This window comes from Streptomyces sp. NPDC048461 (assembly GCF_055587105.1).
The window spans coordinates 29,272-48,864 of the sequence record NZ_JBVJGW010000033.1 but is presented as its reverse complement, the minus strand read 5'-3'; the positions used below and the strand labels follow the sequence as shown (position 1 = coordinate 48,864).

The window sequence follows — 19,593 nt, the reverse complement described above, 5'->3', positions numbered from 1 at the left end:
CCCACACCCCGCCTCCCACTCCGTCTACTCCCAACACCCCCCCCCCCCCCCCCCACCCCCCCCGCGCGCGCGGGCGGCCCGCCACCCCCCCCCCCGACGAAGTCGAGAGGACAGCGATGGGGCGGCCGGACGTCGCTGCGTCCTGTGCCTGCTTGCACGCTTCCCAGGCCGGTGATCGGAGTGGCTGACATGCCGGTGGCCACCCGGAGCGGGCGGTGCCGGCGACGGATCCTGCGGGTCAGGCGCCGACGAGTTCTTCCAGGACGTCTTCCATGGTGACGAAACCGAGCACGGTGCCCTTGCTGCCGGTGACGGCGGCGAGGTGGGTTCCGGCCGCGCGCATGGCGGTCATGGTGTCGTCGAGCGGGGTGTCCAGGGCGACCATTGTTATCGAGTGGAGAGCGCTGCGGGGGAAGGGCGCGGTGCGGTCGGTGAGGCCGAGGGCGTCCTTGATGTGCAGGTAGCCGAGGATCTCCTCACCTGGTCCGGTGACGGGCAGGCGGGAGAAGCCGTGTGCCGCTGCCGCCCGCTCGAGGCCCTGGGGGGTGATGTCGTGGGTGACGGTGACCATGCGGTCGAGGGGGACCATGACTTCGCCGGCGGGGCGGGTGCCGAGCTCGAGTGCGTCTTGCAGGCGTTCGCCGTCCTCGGGTGTGAGGAGGCCGGCGGCGCTGGAGTCCTTGATCAGGCGGGTGAGTTCGTCGTCGGTGAAGACGGATCCGACTTCGTCCTTGGGTTCGACCTTCAGCAGCCGTAGCAGGGTGTTGGCGAAGGCGTTGATGCCGAAGACGAACGGGCGCAGAGCTCGGGTGAGGGCGACCAGCGGCGGCCCGAGGAGCAGGGCCGTGGGGGCCGGGGCGGCGAGCGCGATGTTCTTCGGGACCATCTCGCCGACGAGCATGTGCAGATAGGTGGCGAGGGTGAGCGCGATGACGAACGCGATCGGGTGGATGAGCGCGTCGGGGACGCCGGCCGCGTGGAACGGGGGTTCCAGCAGGTGGGCGATGGCGGGCTCGGCGACCGCGCCGAGGACGAGAGAGGAGACGGTGATGCCGAGTTGGGCGGTGGCCATCATCGCGGAGAGGTGTTCAAGTCCCCACAGGACCGTCTTGGCCCGAAGGTTGCCCTTGCGGGCTGCCGGTTCGATCTGGCTGCGCCGTACGGAGATCAGGGCGAACTCGGCGCCGACGAAGAAGGCGTTGGTGATCAGGGTGAAGGCGCCGATCAGCAGCTGGAGGGCGGTCATCGGCTCTTCTCCTTGGCCCGGGTGGGCACGGCGGCCGGTGCGGTGATCGCGACGCGGTCGGCGCGGTGGTGCTCGATGTCGAGTACGGACAGTTCCCAGCCGTCGACGGTGAGGGTGTCGCCCTCGGCGGGGATGCGTGCCAGGCGGGTGGCGATCAGGCCGGCGAGGGTCTCGTACGGGCCTTCCGGCGCGGTGAGGCCGATCTCTTCGAGCTCGTCAACGCGGACGCTGCCGTCCGCCTCCCATACCTGGCGGCCGTCGTGGTCGGGTGCCTGGATGAGGTCGGGGACTTCCATGGGGTCGTGCTCGTCGCGGACCTCGCCGACGACCTCTTCGATGATGTCCTCGACGGTGGCGACGCCGGCGGTGCCGCCGTACTCGTCGATGATCACGGCCATGGTGCGGGCTGTGCGCAGCCGTCCCAGGAGGGTGTCCACGGGCAGGGAGTGCGGCACCAGCAGGGGCTCGGTCATCAGGTCGGTGACCGGTGTGAGCTGCCGCTTTTCCTCCTCCAGGGCGAGGACGTCGCGGATGTGGACGGTGCCGATGACCTGGTCCAGGGCGTCGCGGTAGACGGGGAAGCGGGACAGGCCGGTGGCCAGCGTGAGGTTCGCGGCGTCCGCGACGCTGGCGTGTGCCTCCAAGGCCTGGACATCGATCCGCGGGGTCATCACGTTCTCGGCGGTCAGCTCGGCCAGGTGCAGGGTTTTGACGAACAGCTCCGCCGAGTCCGCCTCGATCGCGCCCTCGCGGGCCGAGTGCTGAACGAGCGCGACCAGCTCCTCGGGCGTGCGGGCGGAGGCCAGCTCCTCGGCGGGCTCCAGGCCGAAGCGGCGCACCAGACGGTTCGCGGTGCTGTTCAGGTGCCGGATCAGCGGTCCGAATGCGGCAGTGAAGGCGCGCTGCGGACCGGCGACGACCTTCGCAACGGCCAGCGGACGGGAGATCGCCCAGTTCTTCGGCACCAGCTCGCCGACCACCATCAGGACGACCGTGGACAGGGCCACGCCCAGCAGGGTCGCAGTGGTGGAGACGGCACCCGCGGGCAGGCCGGCGGCCTCCAGGGGGCCGCGCAGCAGGGCGGAGACGGACGGTTCGGCGAGCATGCCGATCACCAGCGAGGTCACGGTGATGCCCAGCTGGGCACCCGAGAGCTGGAAGGTGAGCCGCTTGGCGGCCTTCAGGGCGCTCTCGGCGCCCCGTTCACCGGCCTTGGCGGCGCGTTCGAGCTCACTGCGCTCGACCGTGGTCAACGAGAACTCGGCGGCTACGAACACCGCGCACGCCAGCGTCAGAGCGAGCGCGAGAAGCAGCAGCAGCACTTCGGTCACCGTGCCACCCCCGCTCCCGGCTGATTCATCGGGCAAGGCGTGGCACGGCTCGTACTGGGAGGTTCACCCATTGCGGGTCTGCTGCTCCTTCTTCACTCGATCGGACCGTATTCCGGCCCGATGGATCTGGGCGGACAATTATCCGCACGACAACTGTAAAGGATCGGTAAAGCCCCTGGCCAGAGGAGATACACAGGGCAGGGGTAGGGGTCTTTTCGGACTTTCCCGGCCGATCTCTCGCCCTTGTGCTCCACAGTTGCCTCGTTCTCCTATGCTTCTACATGCTTGTAGATAATGCCAGTGTGGTGCGGGGTACTCCGTGCTGCCCTGGCGCCCATACGCGTGTTCTCGAACACGCGGTGACAGGAGGGGATTGGCATGGCTTCGATCGATCTGGACAAGGTGCTGGACAAGGCGTGGGCGGACAAGAGCCTGCCCGAGGTGCTGGCCGCGCCCGTGTCTGCGCTCAAGGGTGTCTCGGACCGGCAGGGCGACCTGCTCAAGGAAGCGTTCGGCGTCAAGACCGTCGCCGATCTTGCCGACCTGAAGTACGTCGGCTGGGCGCAGGCCCTGGCCGCCCTGGACGCGGCGAAGTAACACCCCGGTCGGCGCGCGGTGCCGCGGAGGGGACCTGCACCCGCGGCGCCGCGCCTGCATGAAATCCATACGCACGTAAGACGAAGGAGAACGCCACGATGGTGTTCAAGCGCCTGCTCGGCTCAATGGGGGTCGGCGGACCCGCAGTGGATACGGTCCTTGCACCGGGAGCCGTCCTGCCTGGCGGCAGCCTGACCGGCGAAGTCCGCCTGACCGGCGGGCGGGCCGACTTCGACATCGAGCACATCACGCTCGAACTCATCGCCCGCGTCGAAGCCAAACACGACGGCGGCGAGCACGAGGGCGCGGCCGCCTTCGAACGTTTCAGTGTCGGCGGCGGTTTCCGCCTCGCCGAGGGCGAGCACCGCACTGTGCCGTTCGCCATCAAGCTGCCCTGGGAGACCCCCGTCACTCAGTTGCACGGGCAGCCGCTGGGCATCGCCCTCGGGATCCGTACCGAGCTTGTGGTGGCCGGAGCCAGGGACAAGGGCGATCTCGACCCGTTGGCAGTGGGTCCGTTGCCGGTGCAGGAGGCGATCCTGGAAGCGTTCGGGCAGCTCGGCTTCGGCTTCAAGTCCGCCGACCTTGAATACGGGCGCATCGGCGGCACGGGCCAGCAGCTGCCGTTCTACCAGGAGATCGAGCTCATCCCCGCCCCGCAGTACGCCCACCAGGTCAACGAGATCGAGGTGACCTTCCTCGCCAATCCCGGCGGGATGGAGATCGTCCTGGAGGCAGACAAGCGCGGCGGACTGTTCTCGGGCAGTCACGACGTGCTCGGCCGGCATCACGTCAGCCACGAGGGCGCGGCCCACCGGGACTGGAACGCGGTCGTCGGTTCCTGGATCAGTCAGCTCATCGACGCCCACTCGGCCCGCGTCTCCCATCACCCGTACGGGCACGGCGACATCCACGGCTCCCACGCCCACAAGGACGAGCACGGCCACCACGGGCACGGCGGTCATCACGGAGGCCACCGTTCCGGGCCCGGCATGGGCACCGTGGTCGCCGCCGGCGCCGCGGGCCTGGCCGTCGGCGTGGTCGGCGGCATGGTCGCCGCCGAAGCCGTCGACGAGATCGGCGACTTCTTCGAAGGTGACGACGAGGAAGACGGCGGGGGCGAGGAGGCGTAAGACGCCCGCCTGCACCACCCACCAACTTCTACGTTGGTGTAGAAATGAAGGTGTCCGGGCTGGCCCGTCCGTCCCCGGCCCGGACACCCCTACGACCCAGTGGAGTTGGCATGGCCCTGTGGGACCGCATCAAGGAATCCGCCCAGCAGATGCAGACGCAGCTGGACGCGAAGAAGAACGACCTCAAGTCCGGAGCATTCCGCGACGCGTCCATGGCGATGTGCGCGCTCGTCGCAGCCGCCGACGGCACCATCGACCCCTCCGAACGCCAGCGAGTCGCACAGCTGATCGCCACGAACGACGTGCTGCGCAACTTCGACGCCGCAGACCTGCAGCGGCGCTTCGACGAGAACCTCAACAAGCTGACCGCCGACTTCGACTTCGGCAAGGTCAGCGTCCTTCAGGAGATCGCCAAGGCGAAGAAGAAGCCCGCCGAGGCCCGCGCCGTCATCCAGATCGGCATCGTCATCGGCGGCGCCGACGGCGACTTCGACAAGACCGAGCAGGCCGTCGTCCGCGAAGCCTGCTACACCCTGGACCTTCCCCCGCACGAGTTCGACCTCTGAGCCGATCACCGGCCCGCCCAGGGTGCCGCTGAGCGCGGCCCGTGCAGCTCGCCGCCCGGCGGGCATCCGGACATGACCAAATGGAGAGAGTGGGGCAGGCATGGAGATCTCCGGTGTGATCAGTGCGATCGTGATCGGCATCGTCGTCGGCACGCTGGGACGGCTCGTCCTCCCGGGGCGCCAGCGCATCGGCCTGCTGTGGACGATCGCGGTCGGCATCATCGCGGCCTTCGTCGGCACCGGCATCGCCGCGGCCCTCGGGGTCGCGGACACCAAGGGCATCGACTGGATCGAGTGGCTCATCCAGATCGCCCTCGCCGCAGCCGGCGTGACAGCCCTGGAACGCTTCAAGACCCGCCGCTGAGCCCCTCCATGTTTTCGATGCGCGACGAAGCGCATCCGCTTCCCTGAAAGGCACGTCCATGAGTGACACCCTGTACCCGGGTGATGAAATTGGTCTCGGTCAATCCCTGCAGGGCGGCGCCTACATCCTGACGCTGCAGAGCGACGGCAACCTGGTGCTCTCCGAGCCGGGCGGCGTCGTGTGGGCGACCGACACCCACGAGCAGGGAGTCCAGCGAGCCGTTCTCCAGCAGGACGGCAACTTCGTGCTGTACACCGACGACGGCCCGGTGTGGGCCACCGACACCAACGGAGAGGCCGCCGACCGGCTGGTCGTACAGGCCGACCGCAACGTGGTGCTGTACGCCGTGGACGGCAGCCCGCTGTGGGCGTCGGACACCAACACCGACAATCCGATCGCCGTCGAAGAAGCGGCTGAGGCCCCGGCCGCCGAAGAGGTATCCCCGTTCGTCCCGGAGCCGCGCACCTACACCGTCGAACCCGGCGACACCCTGTGGGACATCGCCGAACGCTTCTATGGCGACGGCAACCGCTACCACGACATCGCCGCCGCCAGCGGCATCGACAACCCGGACCTGGTGGACGTCGGCCAGGTGCTGACGATTCCGTAGTCCCCGGCCGCAACGACGGAAGGCCCCGACCTCGACGTCGGGGCCTTCCGTCGTTGCGGCCGCAGCCCTGGACAGCGGCGCGTCGATGTGTGCACGGACCCACACGTGCCCGCCTCGGCGCCTCCGCGTCGCAGCGGCGGCCTGGAGGCGAGGGCCCACCCTCACGTCATCTACAGATGTGTAGAAGCATAGAGTTCCCCCACCGGGTCGCTGCGTCGGTAGCGCCCCGCCGGCGTATTCCCTGCCGTATTGCTGGCTCGCGTGAAGGAGAAGATCGTTGTCCGCCTCTTCGAGGGACCCCTCTGGGCACCATATCCGGCCATCCCGCCAGAACGCGACTGATCGCGGCACGCTGCGCGGTGGTGTCCGATGAGTGCCGTACTCGGTCTGCTGGCCGTCCTCGTCTTGACCGCCGGCACGGGCTACTTCGTGGCCCAGGAGTTCGCCTACGTCGCCGCCGACCGCCTTGCCCTGACCCGGGAGGCTGCTGCCGGTGACGAACGGGCTGCCCGCGCGGTGAAGGTGCTGGAGCGGCTGTCTTTCATGCTCTCCGGCGCGCAGCTGGGTATCACCGTCACCGGTCTGGTCGTCGGGTTCCTCGCCGAACCCGCGCTGGCCGAGCTCCTGCGTCCGCTGCTGAGCGGCGTCGGCATCCCCGACGCGGCGGTGAGCGGGCTCGCACTGCTCCTGGCGTTCGCCCTGGCCACCGTGATTCAGATGGTGTTGGGCGAGCTGGCCCCCAAAAATCTGGCTCTGGCTATTCCTGAGCGTCTGGCCAAGTCCCTGAGTGCCTCCACCGTGGCCTATCTGAAGGTCGCGGGCCCCCTGATCCGTGTGTTCGATGCCGCGGCGAACAGGATTCTGCGCCGGATCGGCATCGAGCCGGTGGAGGAACTGCACCACGGGGCGACGCTGGAGGAGCTCGGCCATCTCATCGGCGAGTCCCACGATCACGGGCAGCTGCCCCGGGCCAACGCCGACCTGCTGGAGAGCGCGCTGGAGTTCTCCGAGCGCCGCCTGGGCGAGGTCATGGTGCCCCGGGTGGACCTCGACACCGTCCCGGAAGCCGCCTCGGGAGAAGAGGTGGCGTTGCTGATCGCCCGCCGCGGCCACTCCCACTACCCCGTCCTCGGACAGCGGACCGATGACGTCGTGGGCATCGTCGGGGTCCGCGAACTCATGCCGCTGCCCGCCGGCCAACTCGCGCAGCGGACGGCCCGGGCCCTGGCCCGCCCGGCCCTGTTCCTGCCCGACAGCCTCCCCCTGCCCGGTGCCGTCGAGCAGATGGAAGCCGCGGGGGAGGAGTTCGCCGTGGTCCTGGACGAGCACGGCGGGCTGGCCGGGATCGTCACCTTCGAGGACATCGCCGAAGAACTCGTCGGTGAGATTTCCGACGAGAGCGACCGCATCGTGCCACTCGCCGTCCCCGACGGCGAGGGCTGGCTGGTCGACGCGGGCCGCCGGATCGACGAAGCGGCCGAGGCCACGGGTATCGCCCTGCCGGAGGACGACGACGATTTCGAGACCGTGGCGGGCCTGGTCATCGACCGGCTCGGCCGCCTGCCCGTCATCGGCGACCAGCTCACCATCGACCTCACCGACGGCGGCCAGGCCGCGGTCGAGGTCACCGCGGTGGACCGGCACGTGCCCGAACGGATCTGGCTGAGCCGCCTGTACGACCCCAAGGACACCGACGACAACACCCGGCGGGCTTCCCCTGCCGACCGCAGCAAGGAGCGGCCCGCATGAACCCGCTGATGGCCCTCTTCGTCACCGTCCTGCTGCTGATCGGCAGCGGCTTCTTCGTCGCCGCCGAGTTCGCCCTGGTCGCAGCCAAGCACCACCGCATGGAAAAGGCCGCCGCCCAAGGTCGGCGCGGCGCCCGCGCGGCGCTCGCCGGCATGCGTGAGCTGTCCCTGATGCTGGCCGGCGCCCAGCTCGGCATCACCATGTGCACCCTGGGCCTGGGCATCGTCTCCAAACCCGCCCTCTCCCAGCAGATCGACCCCCTGCTCCAGAAGGCGGGCCTGCCCACCGGCCTCAGCTACGGCATCGCGTTCGCCCTCGCGATGGCCGTCGTCGTCTTCCTCCACATGGTGCTGGGCGAGATGGCCCCCAAGTCCTGGGCGATCGCCCACCCCGAAAGCTCCGCGATGCTCCTCGCACCGCCCTTCCGCGCCCTGATCCGCCTGGTACGGCCCCTCATCTGGGCCCTCAACCAGGTCAGCAACGCACTGGTCCGGCTCTGCCGGGTCACCCCCCGCGAGGAACTCACCTCCGTCCACAACCGCGAACAGCTCACCCACCTGGTCGCCGAATCCCAGCGTCTTGGGCTGATCAGCGCAGGCGACTCCACTCTGATCACCCGCTCCCTCACCGAACCCCAAGCCCCCATCAGTGCCTTGCAGATCCCCGCCCAGCTGATCACCCAGGTGCCCGCCGACGCAGATGCCGACGCCATTCTGACCGCGGCAACCGCGGCGGACCGCACCCGGCTCCTGGTACGGGACGGCGACCAGGTCCTCGGATCGGTCCACGCCCGCGACGCTCTCGCCGCCCGAGCCCAGAGCCGCCCGGTCACCGCCGCCGAGCTGGCCCGACCGGTGCCCGACCTCAACCCCGACACCACCATCGCCCAGGCGGTCGAGGCCCTGCGGCGTCATCGCGCATCCCTCGCCGTCGTACGCGGCGCCGACGGGAACCTGACAGGCCTGGTCAGCCTGGATGACCTGATCACCCGACTTCTGGGTCCGCAGCGAGCCTGACCTGAGATCGATGGCGGTGCGCTACCAAGGGCCGGTGCCGCACCGCCCGCAGGGCGTGAGGCGCCCTTATGTGGTTCAGCGTGCTCTTTCGCCTTGTGCGGTGCGGGGCGATGTGACCGCTGCGAGTTCGCCGCTGAGCGCGGCCGGGCCGCCCTCCCTCGCTGTCCCGCTACAGAGGGGTGGCCGCGTGAAGGATGAAGTACAGGGTGACGGCTGAGTTAGCCGAGGACAGGGCGGAGGCGGTGGTGCCCGCCGCCGCGCCCCACACGGCAAGGCCGACCGCGGTGAAGGCCGGAGGCCAGTTGCGGCCCGCGGGCGCTGGACCCAGCAGGGCGGCGACGCGGCGCGGCACCGGACCGGAGGCAGCGATTCCGGCCAGGGTGGACAGAGGCGTGCCGCGGCTGATCAGCGCTGCTTTCCCGATGGCCACGGCCACCGTGCGCCGGCTGCCGACGGTGGCGGCGGCGTCTTCGTCCGCCCAGCGTTCGGCGGTGTAAGTGACGGCGGAACGCAAGGGTCGAAGGAAGGGGTTGGCGCGGGCGGCGAGCTGGACCGCGAGGAGGAATCGGTGGTGGCGGCCGGCCAGGTGGGCGCGCTCGTGCGCGAACAGGGCCCGGCGCTCACGCGAGGTCAGGGCGGCGAGCATGCCGGTGCTCACCACGACACGGTCGCGGCGCCCGCCCGGCAGCGCGTACGCGTAGGGCACATCGTCGGGCAGAACGGCCACCGCGGTGGCGGGCAGCCCGGAAAGGGCGCGGCCGCTGCGCCGGCGCACCCGGTGATGACGCCACGTGGCGGAGGTGCACGCGGCGATCACCGCCAACAGGGCGGGGATGGCGGCCTTGCCCGCCACTTCGTCGTACGGCACCGCTTCGCGTACCTCGGGATCCGACCAGCCGTCCGGCAGCGGATTTCCCGGAAGCTGCGCGGTGCCCACGACCATCAGCAGGGCCAGGCACAGGGTGCTGCACACCGCGAGCACGGCCGCGACACCCGTCAGCAGCCAGGTCGCGGTCCGCGGGTGAAGATGATGCTCGGCCAGGCGCGCGATCGGCCATGCCGTTAAGGGCAGTACCAGCGGCAGGAAGACGAAGACCCCCATAACCCGTCAGTCTTCCCCTTCTTGAGGTGCCTGCGCCAGCAGATCCCGCAGCAGCCGCTCGTCCCGGGGCGACAGAGCGGTGACGAAACTCGCCAGAACCGCCTCCCGGTCCGCCTCCCCGTCCAGAACCCTGCGCATCCGCAGCGCGGCCAGCCCGGACTCGTCGGCGACCGGAGTCCACTCGAAGGACCGCCCCGCCCGCTCCCGGGCGACCGCGCCCTTGGCGTGGAGCCGGGTCAGGATGGTCATCACCGTCGTGTAGGCGAGGCTGCCGCCGATCCGCTCCTGCACCCAGCCTGCCGTGACAGGACCCGGCGCCTGACACAGCGCCGCGTGCACTTCGGCCTCCAGCGCACCCTGGCCGCGTCGGCGGGGATGCTCGGCGCCGCCCGTGTTCTGGTCCGTCATGCCGTCACCCTCCCGACGTATGGCCCCAACTGCGCGCCGGGGCGGTTCATCGTACAGACTGCATGATCTGCAGATCGGCCTCTGTCTTCCTTCTGCTCACCTCACCCATGGTGCGGCGCCGGCCGGACTCCGGGGCGTGCCCCCTCATCCCTGGTGAAGCGCGTGCGCAACCACCGCTCCTCGTCCGGGGACAGCCGTGCGACGAAACATCGCAGCACGGCCCGCCGGTCGCTCTCACCCTCAAGAACCCGGCGCATCCGCCAGGCCGCCAGTCCCGCCCCGTCGGTCACGGCACTCCACACCACGGTGCCGCCCAGACGGCAACGGACCACGGCGCTCGCCGCCTCCAGACGGGTCAGCGTGGTCGCCACAGTGGTGTGGGCGAGAGCCGGGTCGACGTGCTGGCGCACCCAGCCTGCGGAGACCGGGCCCGGGGCCTGCCCGAGAGCAGCCAGGACGCTCGCCTTCAGCTCACCCTTGCCCCGGCGGACACGCGCAGCCCATGCCAGGACATCTCGGTCGTCATCCACTCGCCTCTCCATCTCCCCCCCCACCATCTTCTACGGCATTGTAGATTTTCACCCCTCGTCGGCGGAAGCGGCCCGCGCACACTCGGCCGCGTGAAGGGCTGGCGCCGGGAGCGGCAGGGTGCGGACCGGGGGGCTCTCACATCCGGCATGCCGCCCCCACCGGGCCCGGCAGCGGCCCTTCCCGTGCAGTGCAAGCGGCCTTCGCCGGACGGCGTGAACCCGGCCGGGGACGTCAGGGCGCATGGCCTCCATTTCTACAATGTTGTAGATTTTGATTCTGATCGGCCGACGGCCCGGGAAAGCGCCCGGCCCGCGGGCAATGTGAAAGGGATGCGACATGGGTGTGAGCCTGTCCAAGGGCGGCAATGTCTCGCTGAGCAAGGAGGCCCCGGGCCTGACGGCCGTCCTGGTCGGCCTGGGCTGGGATGTGCGCACGACCACGGGAGTCGACTACGACCTCGACGCCAGCGCCATCCTCGTGGGCGACTCCGGGAAGGTCACCTCCGACCAGCACTTCGTCTTCTACAACAACCTCAAGAGCCCGGACGGGTCCGTCGAGCACACCGGCGACAACCTCACGGGTGAGGGCGAGGGCGACGACGAGGTCGTCAAGGTCGACCTCGCCACCGTGCCCGCCGACATCACGAAGATCGTCTTCCCGGTCTCGATCCACGACGCCGAAACCCGCGGCCACAGCTTCGGCCAGGTCCGCGGCGCCTACATCCGCGTCGTCAACCAGGCCGGCGGCGCCGAGATCGCCCGCTACGACCTCTCCGAGGACGCCGCCACCGAGACCGCGATGGTCTTCGGCGAGCTCTACCGCAACGGCGCCGAGTGGAAGTTCCGCGCGGTCGGCCAAGGCTACGCCTCCGGCCTCTCCGGGATTGCCTCCGACTTCGGCGTCGGCGTCTGACTCATCAGAGCGCCTGTGGGCGGGCCCTGCCAGGGCCTGCCCACAGGGCGTGACAGCCGATTGCCCAATCACTCATTCAGGGGATCTTCATGAAGACCCCGGCCCCCTGGACGAGGTCGACCGTGCCCATCGCGGACTCGCGCCCCACCGAGCACTGCACGCGTCTGACATTCGCGTGGCCCTCGACAACACCGGCGCGTGCGAGGCGGCCGCCGGAGTCACCCCCGCTGAAGCAAGGCCGAACGCATGGCCCTGGCTCGGGTGCAAGCACAGGCGGACGCCGAGTGATTTCCGAGCGGAGGGGCCGGAGGGGGATCGCTTACGGGCGTGGCCGTGCTCCCCCCGGCCCTCTCTGCGATCGCGGCCACGATATTCCTCATGCTCGGCTACACCTTTCACGAGGCCAGAACCGCGCGGCCCCTCGCTCAGGCCCTGACTGGCGCAGGCTGGAGCGTCATGGTCATCGCTGTCTCGCGGTGACCGCCAGCCTGCTCCTGTGCAGCGCACGCCGCCGACCCGCACCCCCAACGTCACAAGACGGCCTGTCAGGGCCGAACCATGGCACCGCGTCCTGATGGATCGCCCCCCTCTGTGGTCCCGGCCCCATCAATACGCACTCGCCCCCGCCCGCCCGCCCGACCGCGTCCGCGCCGAGCCCGGCGCCAGCGGTCCGCTGTCGCGCGAGATCGGACCTCGCCGGCCCCGGACCGCTCCCAGGAGTGACCGGCCGCCCATGCCGCGCCAACCGGCCGCCGAGCCACACGTGCTTGGACGCTCGAGCGGCCGGCGCACTTCACGCCGCGCCCCCTGCCATCTGATTCTACAGTGATGTAGATTCTGGTGGTCGTGCCAACGCGGCACCGGGCCACGACGTTTCGGCCCCAAAGCACCAGGAGGACACCGGTGGGAATCAATCTCAGCAAGGGCCAGCAGATCAGCCTGGAGAAGTCGGGCGGCGGCGCCCTGAGCGTGGTCAGGATGGGGCTGGGATGGCAGGCCGCCCCGCGCAAGGGCTTCCTCGCACGCATGACCGCGAAGGAGATCGACCTGGATGCCTCGGCGGTCCTTTTCGCCGGCCAGGAGCCGGTGGATGTGGTCTTCTTCCAGCAGTTGGTCAGCAAGGACGGATCGGTGCGGCACACCGGCGACAATGTCGTCGGAGGCGCTGGCCAGGGCGGGGACGACGAGTCCATCCTCGTGGACTTGGGGCGGGTACCGGTGCACGTCGACCAGATCGTCTTCACCGTCAACTCCTTCACCGGACAGACCTTCGCCGAGGTGGAGAACGCCTTCTGCCGCCTCATCGACGAGAGCAACGGGCAGGAGCTGGCCCGCTACACCCTCTCCGGCGGCGGCAAGTACACCGCGCAGGTCATGGCCAAGGTCCACCGTTCCGGAGCGGGCTGGAACATGTCCGCGATCGGGGAGCCGGCTGACGGCCGGACCTTCAAGGACCTCCTGCCCGCCATCGGCTCCCACCTCTGATCCCGACCGGCAGCGCAGGCCCAGACTGGCCGCCCGCCGCTGGCGCCAGGCGCGCCCTATCTTCTGGAGGGAAGAACTCCATGTTCGGTATCAGTGAGATAGCGATCATCTGCATCATCGTCATCCTGATCCTCGGGGCGAAGAAGCTTCCCGAACTCGCCCGCTCCATAGGCAAGTCGGCCCGCATCCTCAAGAGCGAGGCCCGCGCGATGAAGAGCGAGAGCGGAGCCCGGGCAGCCGGTCAGCCGCCTGCCGACGGGGACTCCAAGCGGGTCATCGAGGTGACACCCGGTGACGTGATCAGCCCCCCGCCCGCCGGCCAGAACAGCACCAGCGCCCCACGGCACTGACCGGCATCTCCCCGGCGCCTTCGGGCCTCGCCATCCTCTCCACCACGTCGCTACAGGGACAACCTCGACCATGGCCATCATCAGCTGGATCATTCTCGGACTCATGGCCGGAGCGATCGCCATACTCCTCCTCCCCGGACGCGACCCAGGCGGCCTCATAGGCGCCATGCCCATCGGGATCGCGGGCGCCTTCATTGGCGGCTGGCTCTCTGAGATCTTCTTCGACAAGACCGTGGAGACCCATTTCTTCGACCTCACCACCTGGGGCGCGGCCATCGGCGGCGCCCTGGTGCTGCTGATCGGCTACCGCATCCTGTTCGGCCACTCCCGGGACTGATCGTGGCCTGGATACTCGGGCCGAATCCGCCTCAACTGCACGACCCGTACCAGGCAGCCCCTGTCGGGCAGTTGGCGTATCCGCAGTTCGCCCGTGGGGAGTACCGTCCGGGTGAGGAGTCCAGAACGGAGAGGTGCCGTCATGACCCATTCCCCTGACACCGGCATCGGGGCGCGCGTGCGCGTGGCCCGGATCGCGGCAGGCCTGACGCAGGCGGAGATGTCCGGTCTGGTGGGCCGCTCGGAGCGCTGGGCCGAGGACGTCGAGGCCGGCCGCCTCCCCCTGGACCGGTACTCGCTGATCACGGCCGTGGCCACGGTCTGCGAGGTCGACGTCGTCTGGCTCCTGGGACAGCCCTACCGCCTGCGCCGCGAACTGGGTTCCGCCGTCCCGCACGTGCCCGCGCTCCGCGCGGCGCTGCGCCGCTCCTCGCTGATCCTCTCCGGCCACCCCGGTCTCGTGCCGTCCGCTCCGGCCGCCGACGTCCAGCGGGTCCGGGACCAGGCCGCCGCGACGAACCGGCACCGCCAGGGCGCGAACCTCCCCGCGGTCGCCGGACTCCTGCCCGCCCTGCTGGAGGACCTCAACACCACGATCCTGATGCACGAGCGCGGCACCGCCGAGTGGGACGAAGCCCTGCGCCTGTTGGTCGACGCGGCCCGCAACGCCCGCCAGACCCTGAACCAGACCGGCTTGCCCGATCTGGCGTGGGTGGCGGCGGAGGTCGCGGCCGGGGCCGCGACCCAGCTGGACGACCCGATCGTGAAGGCCGCCGTCGCGTGGGACCGGTGCGGCGCCCTTCTCCACCAGGGCTCGGCCCGCGAGACGCAGGCGGTCGCGGACGCCGCCCTGCGCGATCTGGAGCCGATCTCGGCGACGGGGGACACCGACGCCCTCGTGCTGGAAGGCGCGCTGGTGCTGCGTCAGGTCGTCGCCTGCGCCCGCGCCGGCGACGCGGAGGGGGCCTGGAGCCAGGCCACCCGCGCGGTGGAGGTCTCCGAGCGCCTCCCGGAAGGCCATCACGACCTCCGGTGGCAGACCGTTTTCTCCCGGGCCAACGTCCTGGTGCACACCACCGAGGCCGGCGTCGAAGTCGACGCCCCCGACACCGGGCTGTCGTTCGTCGACGACGTCGACGTGGCGGCGATGCCGAGCCGGGAGCGCATCACCCACTACCGGATCGACGAGGCACGGGCGATGCACCGCATGGGCCGCTCCGGCGACGCCGTCGTCACCCTGCGGGCAGCGGCCCAGCGCGCCCCGCACTACGTGCACGCGCACCCGATGGCCCGGGAGCTGGTCGGCGACATGGTTCGCCGGGGCGTACCGTCGCAGGCCGCCGCCCTGTCGGGGCTGGTGCGCGGGATGGAACTCGTGTCCTGACAGCGGGGCGCATATGCCAGTTGGGCGGCCTACAGAATTCCTGTGGGTCGCCCTTCCTGTTGAGCGGGACCCTCATGCCGTGACCATCACCTACGGTTCCCAACCGGGCACGGGGGGCGACATGGGCGACATCCTGCACGTCCTGCACGGCCGCGACACCATCGAGAGCGCCGCCGCCTACCGGCGGCTCGGCTGGCCTGTCGTGATCGGACACCGCCAGCGCACCGGCTCCGGCTGCACCTGCCAGGACAGCCCCACGGCGACGCCCTGCGTCACCCCGGGCGCCCACCCCCTCGCCGGGGCCGTGGAGCCGCTGGAGAGCGGTGACCTCACCGCGGCCTTCGAGGCCGCGCCCGGCGCCGGAGTCATCGTCCCGTGCACGCAGTTCGACGCCCTGGTCGTCGGCCACGCCATCGGCATGGGCGTCATGCTCCGCGCCGACGCCAAGAGCCTGCACATCCCCTGCCTGACCGCCGGGCACACCACGGCGACCCTGCTCGTGGAAGCCGGCACCGGCACCCTCCTCGCCGACTGCCCCCAGGTCGACGTCCGTTCCGGACCGCAGGACTGGGTGGCAATGCCCCCTTCGTACGGCATCCGCTGGGACACCGCCCCGGACGACGAACTTCCCCTCCCGCCCGCCGAAGCAGTGCGCCCGCACCTGGCCCAGGTACTGAAGCTCGCCCTCGCCGCACGCTCCCAGGGATGACGGCAGTGGCCAGCCGCACCGGACGCCGCCCCGGCACGGTGTCCCCGCCCTACGCGGTGGGAGACGTGGTGCGCGGACCCGAAGCCCTTCCCCCGGGCGACTACCGCACCCCCACCACCTACGAGGGGGAAGTGGTCCAGGTGGGCAGCGGCTGGAACGGCGTCGACGCCGCCAACGCCTACCTCTGGATCCGCCTCACCGACCGCACCGAACGCCGCCTCGCCATAAAGGGCTGCGCCTTGGTCCCCCCAGCCGAGCGATCCGCCCCGTGAGTCCCCGCCGAGCCGGGTGGCCTGAGCTACCGCAGCAGCCCGCCGGCCGCTCAGGGCACGGCCCTGTCGGGCCGGTGCCCCACCTCCTTCGGGAGCACCGGCCCGGCCCGCCCGAACTTCCGCCCCGCGGCCCGCTCGCGGCGGCGGTCACGACGTCCGCTCTTCCGGGCGGAACCGCGCCGGGCTTTGTCCGACGCACACCCGAGGCAGGCAACCGGCCCGCCTCACGGCAGCAGGAGGAACTCATGCCCCACAGCCCCACGCCCGACCCGAAGCTGGGGAGCGGCCTGCTCCTCGCATCCCGGCGGATCAACGCCGCCCGCACCCGCGCCGAGCACGAGGGCGACGGAGGCGGTACCGGCCGCTCGGACGGCAACGACTAACGGCAGGAGCTGATCTTCTGATGTTCGACGCCCCTTCGTGGGCGGAGCGGCTGGGCGGGGACCTCTTCCTCGCCCAGTCGTATTTCCGCTCCCACCTCGTCGTCCGGGGCAAGCCCGACGACTTCGCAGCACTTGTGTCCTGGTCCACCCTCAACCATGTGATCGCCACCCACCGGCTGGAGCCGCCGCGGCTGCGGCTCTCGCAGGGCGGCGAGATGGTTCCGCTGCACCGCTACGCGGTCCCTGTCACCACCCGACGGGCCACGGTGTGGCACCGCATCCAGCCCGCCGAACTCCACACGCGGATCCGCGAGGGCGCATCCCTCGTCGCCGACTCGATCGACGAACTCCACCCGCCCATCACGGCGGCCGCCGAAGGCCTGGAGCGATTCCTGCGTACCCCGGTCCAGGTGAACGCGTACGCGTCGTGGACCGCGACCGAGGGCTTCGGCACTCACTGGGACGATCACGACGTGGTGGTCTGCCAGGTCGAGGGCGCGAAGCGGTGGCGGATCTACGGCCCCACCCGCCCAGCCCCCACCTGGCGCGACACCGACACCCCGCAGATCCCCGACGGGGAGCCGCTCGCCGACATCGTTCTCAACCAAGGGGACACCCTCTACCTGCCCCGAGGCTGGTGGCACGCCGTCACCGCAGACCAGGGCGCCCCCTCCCTCCACCTGACCTTCGGCCTCACCACCCAGACCGGCGCCGACTTCATGACCTGGGTCGTCGACCAGCTGAGGGGCAACGTCCGCTTCCGCACCGACGTCCCCCGCTTCGACACCCCCACCGCCCAGAGCGCGTACGTCAACAAGCTGCGCGAAGCCGTCGTGACGGTGCTGGACGACCCGGAGGTCACCGACCGGTGGGCCCGCTCCCTCGACGCCACCCACCACGGCCGCCCGTACGCGTCCCTGCCCCACCTGGGCCAGGTCCCCGCCGACCCCGACCTGACCGTCCGGCTGACCTGCCCGCGCGCCCGACTCGACCAGAACCCTGAGACGGGGGAGTGGACGCTCGCGGCGGCCGGGACCGCGTGGGACTTCGCCACCCCGGCGGGCCCCCTCCTCACGCGGCTCGCGACCGGGCAGCCGGCCACACTCGGCGAACTCGCCCAACAGGCGGGCCTGCCCGTCACCGACACCGCGGCGCTGCTCACCGTCCTCGTCGAGGGCCAGGCCGCCGCCGTCACCGGGGCCGGCCGGTGACGGCCGAAGCAGCCCTCGGCACCCACCGCGTCCACGCCGCCGGCACCGCGGCGCGGACCGCGTGCGAGGGCGGGACCGGCTGGATCGACACCGCCCCGAACTACGGCGCAGGCGCCGTCCACGCGGAGCTCCGCCCGGTCCTCGACGCGTTCCCGGCGGTGCGGGTGGCGACGAAGACCGGCTTCTACACCCACGCCCAGGGCCAGGCGGCCGTCAAGGCCGGGGTGCTCCACACAGGTCGGGCCGATGCCCGGCACAGCCTCGCCCCAGACTTCATCGACTGGCAGACCCGCCGCTCCGTCGCCGCTCTCGGCCGCGCCGACATCGTCTTCGTCCACAACCCCGAGACCACCGGCCACGGCGACCGCGACCGCCTGCACACGGAACTCCGGGCCGCCTTCGAGGTCCTCGAAGACCTGGTCGCCTCCGGCCTGATCGGCGCGTACGGGCTCGCGACCTGGTCCGGGTTCACCGAGGACGCCTTCACCGTCCCCGAACTCCTGGCACTGGCCCGCGACGCGGGCGGCCCCGGTCACCACCTGGCCGCCGTGCAGCAGCCGGTCAGTCTGGTCATGGCCCAGCCGATCACCCGCGCACTCGATGGCCGCGGCCCCCTGGTCCAGGCCCGCTCCGCCGGCCTCCTCACCTTCGCCTCCGCTCCCCTGCACGGCGGGGAACTCCTGGACCTGATCACGCCCGAACTGGTTGAGTTGATCCGGCCCGGCGCCCACCCGGCCGCGGCCTGCCTGCTCGCGGCGGGCTCCTGTCCGAGCCTGGACGTCCTGCTGGTCTCGGCCAGCACGCGCGACCACTGGGACGCCGCCGTATCGGCCCTGGATACCCCGCTGACCGACACGGAACTCAGGAAGGTCCTCGATGTACTCGCCCCCCGATGACGCCACCCAAGACCGGATGGAGACCGCGCACGCCGAAGCTGCCAACCGCCTCGCCATCGCGACGAGCCGGCCGTACGCGTGGGGCTGGAAAGGCCGCACCATCAGCTCCCGCGCAGGCAACGACCACTGGCTCCGCGTCGAAGCCACCCCCGACGACCGGGCCAGCACCCGCTTACCGCAGGAGGGCATCCCCGGCGCCGAGCACATCCCGGACGCCGTACCGCGCCCGCGCCTGAACGCCACGGTCCGCTGGACCAAGGACGGCTGGACCTACAACGCCGACCTCCTCACCCACATCCCCCAGCCGGTGATCTCCCCGACCACCCCCGAACTCCTCACCGACCCGGGCCTCACCGACGGGTGGTGGGCCGAGCTGCACCAAGCCCTGGACGTGTTGGCCGAGGTGCCGACGGACCGGGTGGCGGTGAGGACGCTGTGGATGCGCCGCTCCTTCCCGCTCTTCCTCGGTATCGACGCCCCGGACCGCATCGAGCGGGTGACCGGGCACGGCGATCTGCACTGGGCCAACCTCACCGGCACCCCGCTGACGATCATGGACTGGGAACGCTGGGGCAGCGTGCCCGTGGGCTTCGACGCCGGCCTCCTTCATGCCTACAGCCTGCGCGTGCCCGCCGTCGCGGCGCGAGTACGGGAGGAGTTCGCCGACGTCCTGAGCACGCCGGCCGGACGGATTGGGGAATTCGCGGCGCTCTGCGAACTGCTTCAGTCCGTTGCCCGCGGCGAATACGCCGACATCGCCGCAGCACTCATGAGCCGGGCCGAAGCTCTCTCCGGCCGCCGCCCGCCCGTCCCCCCTCAGCGCTGACAGGTGCGCCCTGCCATGTTGGCTCTGTCGTCGAGATCGGGTTCTGGGCGCACTTCCCCTGTGCGGGTGGGCCGGCGGGAAGAGGAGCGGCGATTGTCGCAGGGGGTTCGGGCAGCGGCTGGCCGGGATCGGAGCAGCGTGTGAAGTCGGTCGATGCGCGTTCGTGGACTTCAGGC

23 protein-coding genes are annotated in these 19,593 nt (G+C 70.7%); 18 read left to right on the top strand and 5 right to left on the bottom strand.

Annotation, left to right across the window (positions count from 1 at the left end; translation table 11 throughout):
• Window positions 1-238: 238 nt before the first annotated feature.
• The gene (locus tag ACZ6S8_RS35120) at window positions 239-1,246 is read right to left on the bottom strand and encodes a hemolysin family protein (RefSeq protein ID WP_469461918.1); all 1,008 of its coding nucleotides are present in this window, start codon (window positions 1,244-1,246) and stop codon (window positions 239-241) included.
• Window positions 1,243-2,577, bottom strand: coding sequence for a hemolysin family protein (locus ACZ6S8_RS35115; RefSeq protein WP_469461917.1), 1,335 nt, complete (start codon window positions 2,575-2,577; stop codon window positions 1,243-1,245). The genes ACZ6S8_RS35120 and ACZ6S8_RS35115 overlap by 4 nt, the downstream gene beginning before the upstream one ends.
• Before the next feature lie 378 nt (window positions 2,578-2,955).
• Between ACZ6S8_RS35115 and ACZ6S8_RS35110 the strand changes: the two genes are divergently transcribed.
• From ACZ6S8_RS35110 to ACZ6S8_RS35080, 7 genes are all read left to right on the top strand, one after another.
• The gene (locus ACZ6S8_RS35110) at window positions 2,956-3,174 is read left to right on the top strand and encodes a hypothetical protein (RefSeq protein WP_267843147.1); all 219 of its coding nucleotides are present in this window, start codon (window positions 2,956-2,958) and stop codon (window positions 3,172-3,174) included.
• 98 nt (window positions 3,175-3,272) lie between these two features.
• Window positions 3,273-4,307 (top strand): sporulation protein, encoded by a 1,035-nt coding sequence (locus tag ACZ6S8_RS35105; RefSeq protein ID WP_469461915.1) that lies wholly within the window; start codon window positions 3,273-3,275, stop codon window positions 4,305-4,307.
• A 110-nt stretch (window positions 4,308-4,417) separates the two neighbouring features.
• On the top strand, window positions 4,418-4,873 hold the full coding sequence (locus tag ACZ6S8_RS35100; protein ID WP_329143107.1) for a tellurite resistance TerB family protein: 456 nt from the start codon (window positions 4,418-4,420) through the stop codon (window positions 4,871-4,873).
• A 100-nt stretch (window positions 4,874-4,973) separates the two neighbouring features.
• Entirely contained in the window at window positions 4,974-5,237 is a 264-nt protein-coding gene (locus tag ACZ6S8_RS35095) for a GlsB/YeaQ/YmgE family stress response membrane protein (RefSeq protein WP_469461913.1), read from the top strand.
• Between the two features lie 58 nt (window positions 5,238-5,295).
• Complete coding sequence (locus ACZ6S8_RS35090; protein WP_469461911.1) at window positions 5,296-5,847, top strand: LysM peptidoglycan-binding domain-containing protein; 552 nt, start codon at window positions 5,296-5,298, stop codon at window positions 5,845-5,847.
• 369 nt (window positions 5,848-6,216) lie between these two features.
• Complete coding sequence (locus tag ACZ6S8_RS35085; RefSeq protein WP_469461909.1) at window positions 6,217-7,596, top strand: hemolysin family protein; 1,380 nt, start codon at window positions 6,217-6,219, stop codon at window positions 7,594-7,596.
• Window positions 7,593-8,612, top strand: a complete 1,020-nt coding sequence (locus ACZ6S8_RS35080) for a hemolysin family protein (RefSeq protein ID WP_469461907.1) — start codon at window positions 7,593-7,595, stop codon at window positions 8,610-8,612. The genes ACZ6S8_RS35085 and ACZ6S8_RS35080 overlap by 4 nt, the downstream gene beginning before the upstream one ends.
• A gap of 169 nt (window positions 8,613-8,781) precedes the next feature.
• Here ACZ6S8_RS35080 and ACZ6S8_RS35075 read toward each other — a convergent pair whose 3' ends face one another.
• The 3 genes from ACZ6S8_RS35075 to ACZ6S8_RS35065 form a co-directional block, all read right to left on the bottom strand.
• On the bottom strand, window positions 8,782-9,714 hold the full coding sequence (locus tag ACZ6S8_RS35075; protein WP_469461905.1) for a M56 family metallopeptidase: 933 nt from the start codon (window positions 9,712-9,714) through the stop codon (window positions 8,782-8,784).
• A gap of 6 nt (window positions 9,715-9,720) precedes the next feature.
• A complete protein-coding gene (locus ACZ6S8_RS35070; protein ID WP_469461903.1) occupies window positions 9,721-10,122 on the bottom strand; it encodes a BlaI/MecI/CopY family transcriptional regulator in 402 nt (133 codons plus the stop codon).
• A gap of 101 nt (window positions 10,123-10,223) precedes the next feature.
• Window positions 10,224-10,652 (bottom strand): BlaI/MecI/CopY family transcriptional regulator, encoded by a 429-nt coding sequence (locus ACZ6S8_RS35065; protein WP_469461901.1) that lies wholly within the window; start codon window positions 10,650-10,652, stop codon window positions 10,224-10,226.
• Between the two features lie 337 nt (window positions 10,653-10,989).
• Between ACZ6S8_RS35065 and ACZ6S8_RS35060 the strand changes: the two genes are divergently transcribed.
• The 11 genes from ACZ6S8_RS35060 (at window position 10,990) to ACZ6S8_RS35010 (ending at window position 19,417) form a co-directional block, all read left to right on the top strand.
• The gene (locus tag ACZ6S8_RS35060; protein ID WP_469461898.1) at window positions 10,990-11,565 is read left to right on the top strand and encodes a TerD family protein; all 576 of its coding nucleotides are present in this window, start codon (window positions 10,990-10,992) and stop codon (window positions 11,563-11,565) included.
• Between the two features lie 903 nt (window positions 11,566-12,468).
• The gene (locus ACZ6S8_RS35055) at window positions 12,469-13,050 is read left to right on the top strand and encodes a TerD family protein (protein WP_267843167.1); all 582 of its coding nucleotides are present in this window, start codon (window positions 12,469-12,471) and stop codon (window positions 13,048-13,050) included.
• A gap of 80 nt (window positions 13,051-13,130) precedes the next feature.
• The gene (locus ACZ6S8_RS35050) at window positions 13,131-13,400 is read left to right on the top strand and encodes a twin-arginine translocase TatA/TatE family subunit (RefSeq protein ID WP_469461896.1); all 270 of its coding nucleotides are present in this window, start codon (window positions 13,131-13,133) and stop codon (window positions 13,398-13,400) included.
• 70 nt (window positions 13,401-13,470) lie between these two features.
• Window positions 13,471-13,737 (top strand): GlsB/YeaQ/YmgE family stress response membrane protein, encoded by a 267-nt coding sequence (locus tag ACZ6S8_RS35045; RefSeq protein WP_469461894.1) that lies wholly within the window; start codon window positions 13,471-13,473, stop codon window positions 13,735-13,737.
• 141 nt (window positions 13,738-13,878) lie between these two features.
• The gene (locus ACZ6S8_RS35040; protein ID WP_469461892.1) at window positions 13,879-15,120 is read left to right on the top strand and encodes a helix-turn-helix domain-containing protein; all 1,242 of its coding nucleotides are present in this window, start codon (window positions 13,879-13,881) and stop codon (window positions 15,118-15,120) included.
• Between the two features lie 79 nt (window positions 15,121-15,199).
• Complete coding sequence (locus tag ACZ6S8_RS35035; protein ID WP_469461890.1) at window positions 15,200-15,829, top strand: hypothetical protein; 630 nt, start codon at window positions 15,200-15,202, stop codon at window positions 15,827-15,829.
• The gene (locus tag ACZ6S8_RS35030; protein WP_469461888.1) at window positions 15,826-16,101 is read left to right on the top strand and encodes a hypothetical protein; all 276 of its coding nucleotides are present in this window, start codon (window positions 15,826-15,828) and stop codon (window positions 16,099-16,101) included. Before ACZ6S8_RS35035 ends, ACZ6S8_RS35030 begins: the two co-directional genes overlap by 4 nt.
• 245 nt (window positions 16,102-16,346) lie before the next feature.
• On the top strand, window positions 16,347-16,484 hold the full coding sequence (locus tag ACZ6S8_RS35025) for a hypothetical protein (RefSeq protein WP_469461886.1): 138 nt from the start codon (window positions 16,347-16,349) through the stop codon (window positions 16,482-16,484).
• Window positions 16,485-16,504: 20 nt separating this feature from the next.
• Window positions 16,505-17,695, top strand: coding sequence for a cupin domain-containing protein (locus tag ACZ6S8_RS35020; RefSeq protein WP_469461884.1), 1,191 nt, complete (start codon window positions 16,505-16,507; stop codon window positions 17,693-17,695).
• Complete coding sequence (locus ACZ6S8_RS35015; RefSeq protein WP_469461882.1) at window positions 17,692-18,591, top strand: aldo/keto reductase; 900 nt, start codon at window positions 17,692-17,694, stop codon at window positions 18,589-18,591. Before ACZ6S8_RS35020 ends, ACZ6S8_RS35015 begins: the two co-directional genes overlap by 4 nt.
• Window positions 18,572-19,417: a hypothetical protein gene (locus ACZ6S8_RS35010; protein WP_469461880.1), complete on the top strand. Its 846-nt coding sequence runs from the start codon at window positions 18,572-18,574 to the stop codon at window positions 19,415-19,417. Before ACZ6S8_RS35015 ends, ACZ6S8_RS35010 begins: the two co-directional genes overlap by 20 nt.
• The last annotated feature ends 176 nt before the right edge of the window (window positions 19,418-19,593 follow it).

Bases quoted from the DNA above. Each gene is read 5' to 3' on its own strand.
- ACZ6S8_RS35070 (WP_469461903.1), bottom strand. From the start codon at position 10,122: ATGACGGACCAGAACACGGGCGGCGCCGAGCATCCCCGCCGACGCGGC.
- ACZ6S8_RS35105 (WP_469461915.1), top strand. From the start codon at position 3,273: ATGGTGTTCAAGCGCCTGCTCGGCTCAATGGGGGTCGGCGGACCCGCA.
- ACZ6S8_RS35025 (WP_469461886.1), top strand. From the start codon at position 16,347: ATGCCCCACAGCCCCACGCCCGACCCGAAGCTGGGGAGCGGCCTGCTC.
- ACZ6S8_RS35060 (WP_469461898.1), top strand. From the start codon at position 10,990: ATGGGTGTGAGCCTGTCCAAGGGCGGCAATGTCTCGCTGAGCAAGGAG.
- ACZ6S8_RS35050 (WP_469461896.1), top strand. From the start codon at position 13,131: ATGTTCGGTATCAGTGAGATAGCGATCATCTGCATCATCGTCATCCTG.
- ACZ6S8_RS35010 (WP_469461880.1), top strand. From the start codon at position 18,572: ATGTACTCGCCCCCCGATGACGCCACCCAAGACCGGATGGAGACCGCG.
- ACZ6S8_RS35075 (WP_469461905.1), bottom strand. From the start codon at position 9,714: ATGGGGGTCTTCGTCTTCCTGCCGCTGGTACTGCCCTTAACGGCATGG.
- ACZ6S8_RS35100 (WP_329143107.1), top strand. From the start codon at position 4,418: ATGGCCCTGTGGGACCGCATCAAGGAATCCGCCCAGCAGATGCAGACG.
- ACZ6S8_RS35045 (WP_469461894.1), top strand. From the start codon at position 13,471: ATGGCCATCATCAGCTGGATCATTCTCGGACTCATGGCCGGAGCGATC.
- ACZ6S8_RS35030 (WP_469461888.1), top strand. From the start codon at position 15,826: ATGACGGCAGTGGCCAGCCGCACCGGACGCCGCCCCGGCACGGTGTCC.
- ACZ6S8_RS35040 (WP_469461892.1), top strand. From the start codon at position 13,879: ATGACCCATTCCCCTGACACCGGCATCGGGGCGCGCGTGCGCGTGGCC.
- ACZ6S8_RS35095 (WP_469461913.1), top strand. From the start codon at position 4,974: ATGGAGATCTCCGGTGTGATCAGTGCGATCGTGATCGGCATCGTCGTC.
- ACZ6S8_RS35120 (WP_469461918.1), bottom strand. From the start codon at position 1,246: ATGACCGCCCTCCAGCTGCTGATCGGCGCCTTCACCCTGATCACCAAC.
- ACZ6S8_RS35080 (WP_469461907.1), top strand. From the start codon at position 7,593: ATGAACCCGCTGATGGCCCTCTTCGTCACCGTCCTGCTGCTGATCGGC.
- ACZ6S8_RS35090 (WP_469461911.1), top strand. From the start codon at position 5,296: ATGAGTGACACCCTGTACCCGGGTGATGAAATTGGTCTCGGTCAATCC.
- ACZ6S8_RS35110 (WP_267843147.1), top strand. From the start codon at position 2,956: ATGGCTTCGATCGATCTGGACAAGGTGCTGGACAAGGCGTGGGCGGAC.
- ACZ6S8_RS35085 (WP_469461909.1), top strand. From the start codon at position 6,217: ATGAGTGCCGTACTCGGTCTGCTGGCCGTCCTCGTCTTGACCGCCGGC.
- ACZ6S8_RS35020 (WP_469461884.1), top strand. From the start codon at position 16,505: ATGTTCGACGCCCCTTCGTGGGCGGAGCGGCTGGGCGGGGACCTCTTC.